At 31.6% G+C, this 5,244-nt stretch carries 7 protein-coding genes; 2 read left to right on the top strand and 5 right to left on the bottom strand.

Annotated features, from left to right (window positions below; genetic code table 11):
• The 3 genes from QWC74_RS13440 to QWC74_RS13430 all read right to left on the bottom strand — a co-directional run.
• The coding region (locus tag QWC74_RS13440; RefSeq protein WP_288994217.1) for an ABC transporter ATP-binding protein at positions 1-458 on the bottom strand (458 nt) is incomplete at its 3' end.
• A gap of 116 nt (positions 459-574) precedes the next feature.
• Entirely contained in the window at positions 575-1,579 is a 1,005-nt protein-coding gene (locus QWC74_RS13435) for a HAMP domain-containing sensor histidine kinase (RefSeq protein WP_006784656.1), read from the bottom strand.
• A 66-nt stretch (positions 1,580-1,645) separates the two neighbouring features.
• Positions 1,646-2,317: a response regulator transcription factor gene (locus QWC74_RS13430; RefSeq protein WP_006784655.1), complete on the bottom strand. Its 672-nt coding sequence runs from the start codon at positions 2,315-2,317 to the stop codon at positions 1,646-1,648.
• A 181-nt stretch (positions 2,318-2,498) separates the two neighbouring features.
• On the opposite strand from QWC74_RS13430, the gene QWC74_RS13425 reads away from it, so the two are divergent.
• Both QWC74_RS13425 and QWC74_RS13420 read left to right on the top strand, forming a co-directional pair.
• Positions 2,499-2,735 carry a nucleotidyltransferase domain-containing protein gene (locus QWC74_RS13425; protein WP_006784654.1) on the top strand — a complete coding sequence of 79 codons (237 nt, stop codon included), beginning with the start codon at positions 2,499-2,501 and terminating at the stop codon, positions 2,733-2,735.
• An 18-nt stretch (positions 2,736-2,753) separates the two neighbouring features.
• A complete protein-coding gene (locus QWC74_RS13420) occupies positions 2,754-3,044 on the top strand; it encodes an HI0074 family nucleotidyltransferase substrate-binding subunit (protein ID WP_006784653.1) in 291 nt (96 codons plus the stop codon).
• A 177-nt stretch (positions 3,045-3,221) separates the two neighbouring features.
• On the opposite strand, the gene QWC74_RS13415 is transcribed toward QWC74_RS13420, so the two are convergent.
• Together QWC74_RS13415 and QWC74_RS13410 are read right to left on the bottom strand one after the other, a co-directional pair.
• The gene (locus tag QWC74_RS13415; RefSeq protein WP_006784652.1) at positions 3,222-3,743 is read right to left on the bottom strand and encodes a DUF1836 domain-containing protein; all 522 of its coding nucleotides are present in this window, start codon (positions 3,741-3,743) and stop codon (positions 3,222-3,224) included.
• Between the two features lie 21 nt (positions 3,744-3,764).
• Entirely contained in the window at positions 3,765-4,616 is an 852-nt protein-coding gene (locus tag QWC74_RS13410; protein WP_006784651.1) for a DegV family protein, read from the bottom strand.
• Between the last annotated feature and the right edge of the window lie 628 nt (positions 4,617-5,244).

The following is a 5,244-nucleotide window of genomic DNA, read 5'->3' as shown; positions in this document are numbered from 1 at the left end:
CGTTGCTTTTGCCCACCTGATACTTCATATGGGAACTTTTCTAAAAGTTCTGAAATTCCAAGTGTGTTGGCAATGGGTGTTAATCGTGCCATCATCTCCTTATAGTGAGTTCCTGATAACACAAGGGGTAAGAAAATATTATCTTTTAATGAGAAGGTATCCAGTAAATTAAAATCTTGAAAAACAAATCCTAAATGTTCACGGCGAAATGCCGCCATCTGTCCCTCTTTAATCCCAATAATATTTTTTCCATTTAATAAAACCTCTCCGCTACTCGGTTTATCAAGTGCCGCCAAAATATTTAACAGCGTTGTTTTCCCAGAACCAGACTCTCCCATAATGGCTACATACTCACCGTATTCCACTGAAAAATTAACATCCTTTAACGCCTCAACTTGGTTTCCCCCAAAACGTGTTGTGTACACCTTTTTTAAATGATTCACCTCAAGTAATGACATTGCACGTCCTCCTTTTCTAAACTCGATTATAGTTTTATTATAAGAAAAAAGGAAATGCTCTGCCATTTCATGGTCTTACATTTCCAACTGCTAACCTTACATTGATGTAAGGTTGCTTATTCATACCTTGATTCTTTGCGACTTAAATCAATCATTACCTTAGTTCCAACACCTATTTCAGATGTCACCTCAACATTATGACCTAGTTTATTCAAGATTTTGTGACACAAATAAAGACCAATTCCCGTCGCCTTTTTGTCCATTCGTCCATTATATCCCGTATAGCCTTTTTCAAAAATACGTGGCAAATCCTCTTCGGCGATTCCAATTCCAGTATCTTCAATGACCAACATTTTTGGATTAATAAAATCCATATAAATAGAAATCGTCCCCCTGTTTGTGTACTTTAAAGCATTTGACAATAATTGTTCAAGTACAAACACCAACCACTTTTCATCAGTAATAACAATAGTCTCCATCTCTTGAAACTCAAGCTTTATATTTTTTCGAATAAACTGACTTGCATACTTTCGAATCACCTGCTTCACAAGATCAGACAGCCGATATTTTTGTAACATTAAATCAGCTGACATCTCATCGATTCTTAAATACCCAAGTACCATATCAACATATTGCTCCATTTTAAAAATTTGCTCTAGTAACTCCTTATTTACAGAACTTGGTTCTGTTTGAACTAATAATTTCATCGCTGCAATTGGTGTTTTAACCTGGTGTGCCCACATTGTATAATAATCCATCATCTCAGTTTGCTTATTATCAAATTGAAGTTTAATCTTTAATCGTTCCTCTTGCAGAAGACACAATGCTTGTTGATAATCCTGTTCAATCAATCGATTGGATATAGGTAGCGTCGCTAAATGAACCTCAATTTCCTTTTTGATAACTTGTAATTGCTGATGCTTTTGATAGTAGTTAGAAAAATCAAAGAGACTATAAATAAAAGCGACAAATAACCATAAAAACATAACGTAAAAGATAGCTTCAAAATGAAGATTATAAAGCATAAAAATAATGCATGCGCTGATTAAAAAGGAAACATTCAATAAAATCAGTTTCAACTGATCTTTTATATATGCCATAAAAATTTTCCATTTATTCATCTCTTACTCCTTCTTCAACCACTCATTCCTATTATTTAGAAATACTTATCTTTTATCATCCTTCATCTATTCCACCATATAGCCAATCCCTTTTTTCGTTTTAATAAAGTTTTCTAATCCGATATCATTTAACCTTTTTCTTAAACGAGTCACATTAACGGTTAAAGTATTATCATCAATAAAGCTATCACTTAACCACAGGCACTCCATGATTTCTTCACGACTGACAATTTTACTTTTGTTTTCTAAAAGTAATTGTAATATTTTAAATTCATTTTTGGTTAGTTCAATTTTAGTCTGCTGATATTCAACTGTTGCATCATTCAAATTCAAAATAACTCCCTGATGCTCAATCACATTCAATGTTCCTGAAAAAGAATATGATCGTCTAAGTAAAGCCTGTATCTTCGCCACCATAACCGTTAAATCAAAAGGTTTAGAGATGAAATCATCGCCTCCCATATTCATTGCCATGACGATATTCATATTATCGGACATCGATGAAATAAAAATAATTGGGATTTGAGATAACTTACGCATTTCAGCGCACCAGTGATACCCATTAAAATATGGAAGTGATATATCTAATAAAACAAGATGAGGATTAAAATTGATAAAGTCGTTCATAACCTCTTTAAAATCTGTTACACACTTCACATCATAATCCCACTGAGTTAGCACCTTCTGAAGTGACATAGCAATGGTTTCATCGTCTTCAACAATTAACACTTTATACATAACCGTAACCCCCTTCGATAGTCTAATTATACACAAGTGTCAACAAGTTTAAACTAAAACTTTCAGATTTATCCACATTTTAATTATACCTATAAGTCTATCCCTCATTTTCCTAACATTAGGCTATAATAAACTTATTAAATATCCTACTCTTTACCATCACTATAATAAGGTGAACATAATGAATCTGAATGAAAAAATTATAGAAGAAATTAAAATCGTTGCAGCAAATTACGATAACATCCCAAAAATTTTACTTTTTGGATCACGGGAACGCGGAGATAATCATTCACAAAGCGATATCGATTTAGCAGTGTATTCAACAGGCTCCATTTCTTTATTTGTTGAAGAAATTAATACAAAGGGCAATACACTTCTAGAATTTGATGTAACCCTTATTTGTTATCTCAAGTACTAAAAGAAGGTATGATAATCTATGAAAAAGTTACAGTATAAATTTACAAACTTGAAAAAAGCGTATGCTCGATTAATAGAAGTTTCTTCTTTATCTGACGGAAACAATGATATCATCCGTGATAGTTTAATTCAAAGATTTGAATTTACTTATGAACTAAAACATAAAACACAACAAGACTTTTTCAATTACTCTGATATCACGTTAGAAGTGACTTTTCCACAAATGATTTATAAAAAATCATACAGTAATAACCTGATTGATGATGAACAACTATGGATTAGACTGCTAGAAGATAAAAATGCAACCTGACATCTTTATAGTGAAGATGCAGCAAATGATATTGCGAATCGTATTGTTTCTGACTATGTTGAGGCTATTGATTGTTTAATTCAAAAGTTAAATAACTTAACTGAAATTGAGAAATAAAAAATTCCCTTGGAGATTAACGCTCCGAGGGAATTTTTTTATTATAATTAGGTTAAATTACTAATTCATTTTTCGTTTTTCAATTAAATATTTTTGAATAAATAATTTATTGGCTAATGAGAGCACAACAGATTGTGCGATTTCTCTTTCAAGAGTGACCGGATCTGGTGTTGAAAGCTCTTGATTACGACGACTAAAAACATATTTTAGAGCATCTTCAAGTTCATCACAGAATAAATCATATGCCACCTCTGTCGGGCAGCTCCCAATTTGATTTTTTATTAACTCACAAATTTCCGTCAGGCTATAGACTTGTTTTAACAAGCACACAACAATTAAATAAGCTAAATGCTTTTCATTGTATCTTCGATTCAACGGCGGAGAAACAACTTTTTGTTTAACATAATTATTGAGCATGGTTGGTGTTAATAATTTTTCTTCTGGATTTAAATTTAAAGGTTTTAACGTCTCTTCGATATAAAGAATCACTTGATCTTTATAAAGAGCAATGCTCGGTAATTCGTTATATCTCGGACAATGAAAATCTAAAATATCTTTTAGCTCAGTTTCTTCAATATACATTATGATAACTCTTCCTATCTCTTAACCTAAAATTTCATGTTTTTTAATAACTTGAATGGCAACACAGTTTGGTCCACCTTGAGTTGTAAACACTGGGGTTAACATCATGATTTCTGTTTCAACATTTTCAATATTTTTAATTATAACGTCTTTAGCTATATTTGCCAACTCTTCATTGCAAGCATGCGTAATATAAATTTTATACTGTTCATTTACACCCATTTCTTTGTAGCAATCACAAATTTCTTGAATAGCTTTTTTGAAGGTGCGTTTAGTTGCGAACTTATCTAATCGCGTACTATCTTCTGATAATGTCATAACAGGAACTAATTTAATTAATCCACCGATTTTTCCTACAAGAGGAGATAAACGTCCCCCTCGTACTAAATAATCAAAGTCATTAGGAATTAAGAATGATTTTGAAGTTTGAATTAATTTTTCTAGTTCTTCTATAATTTCTGCTTTTGTTTTATTTGCCTGTGCTAATTTAACCGCCACTTCAACTAAGTAACGTTGTGGTCCACAAAGTGTTCGTGAATTAATGACAGTAATATTTTCAGCATGATCAACCATTGTACGTGCTGTACAAGCTGAATTATAAGTTCCTGATAATCCATCAGCTAATGTAATATTGATAATTTCATCTTCAGGATATTGATTATAAACATCCACCACTTCTCCAATTGATGGTTGTGATGAAATAGGTAAATGTCCTTCATTGATAATTTTAACAAATTCCTCTGTTTGAATTTCAACTAATTCTTTGTAGCTTTTATTATTAATCGTTACACTTAACGGTGTTACATCAAAGTTGTGTTTTTTTGCTTCTTTAACTGAATAAAGTGTTGATGAGTCTGAAATAATTCTAATCATATTCTGTTCCTCCAAATTAAAAAGTCACACTCTCTAAAACATATAGTTTTAAATACTATATGTTTTAGAGTAACACTTTAAATTAAGTTTGTCAATCAAACTATTGAGGAGATTCTGTAAAATATAAAGCGTTGTCAAATATAAACAAAAAAGGGCGAAATAATTTCACCCAGGATGTTGATAATAACGACCGTCATTTTTTTATTTAGATATATTGTAATTTAAATCCTTATGAATCTGTTCTTTTACACATTTTAACATAAGTTATCAGCACTATTAATTGTTTTAATTTTAGAATATTGTACAGTGAGTTTATACTCAATTACTTAACAGAATGATAAATGGATAGAAGGTTCTTCTATATAATCTATCCTCTCTTTCGATCGTCACTTTATCCAATGTTGAATTTTATCAAAACTTCGCCATACGCAACACTAATAGGCTACTTACAAGGTCTAGATTCGTAAAGAAGATGATTTATTTGAACTGGTATACCGATCAATTGTTTCAAATTTATACCCTTTTGAAATCCACAACGGTATAACATCTTTTAATGCCTCAATCGTGTGAATTGGAGCACGATTCTTTCCCCTTCCATCATGTAGACAAATAATATCGTTTGCTCTTG

Source organism: uncultured Turicibacter sp. (assembly GCF_938044715.1).
Classification (GTDB): Bacteria; Bacillota_I; Bacilli_A; order MOL361; family Turicibacteraceae; genus Turicibacter; species Turicibacter sanguinis.
The sequence above is the reverse complement of the archived record's forward strand: the minus strand, read 5'-3'. Positions and strand labels throughout refer to the sequence as shown.

Excerpts from the sequence above, each read along its gene's own strand:
- QWC74_RS13430 (WP_006784655.1), bottom strand. The coding sequence starts at position 2,317 with ATGTATAAAGTGTTAATTGTTGAAGACGATGAAACCATTGCTATGTCA.
- QWC74_RS13420 (WP_006784653.1), top strand. The coding sequence starts at position 2,754 with ATGAAAAAGTTACAGTATAAATTTACAAACTTGAAAAAAGCGTATGCT.
- QWC74_RS13410 (WP_006784651.1), bottom strand. The coding sequence starts at position 4,616 with ATGATTAGAATTATTTCAGACTCATCAACACTTTATTCAGTTAAAGAA.
- QWC74_RS13415 (WP_006784652.1), bottom strand. The coding sequence starts at position 3,743 with ATGTATATTGAAGAAACTGAGCTAAAAGATATTTTAGATTTTCATTGT.
- QWC74_RS13435 (WP_006784656.1), bottom strand. The coding sequence starts at position 1,579 with ATGAATAAATGGAAAATTTTTATGGCATATATAAAAGATCAGTTGAAA.
- QWC74_RS13425 (WP_006784654.1), top strand. The coding sequence starts at position 2,499 with ATGAATCTGAATGAAAAAATTATAGAAGAAATTAAAATCGTTGCAGCA.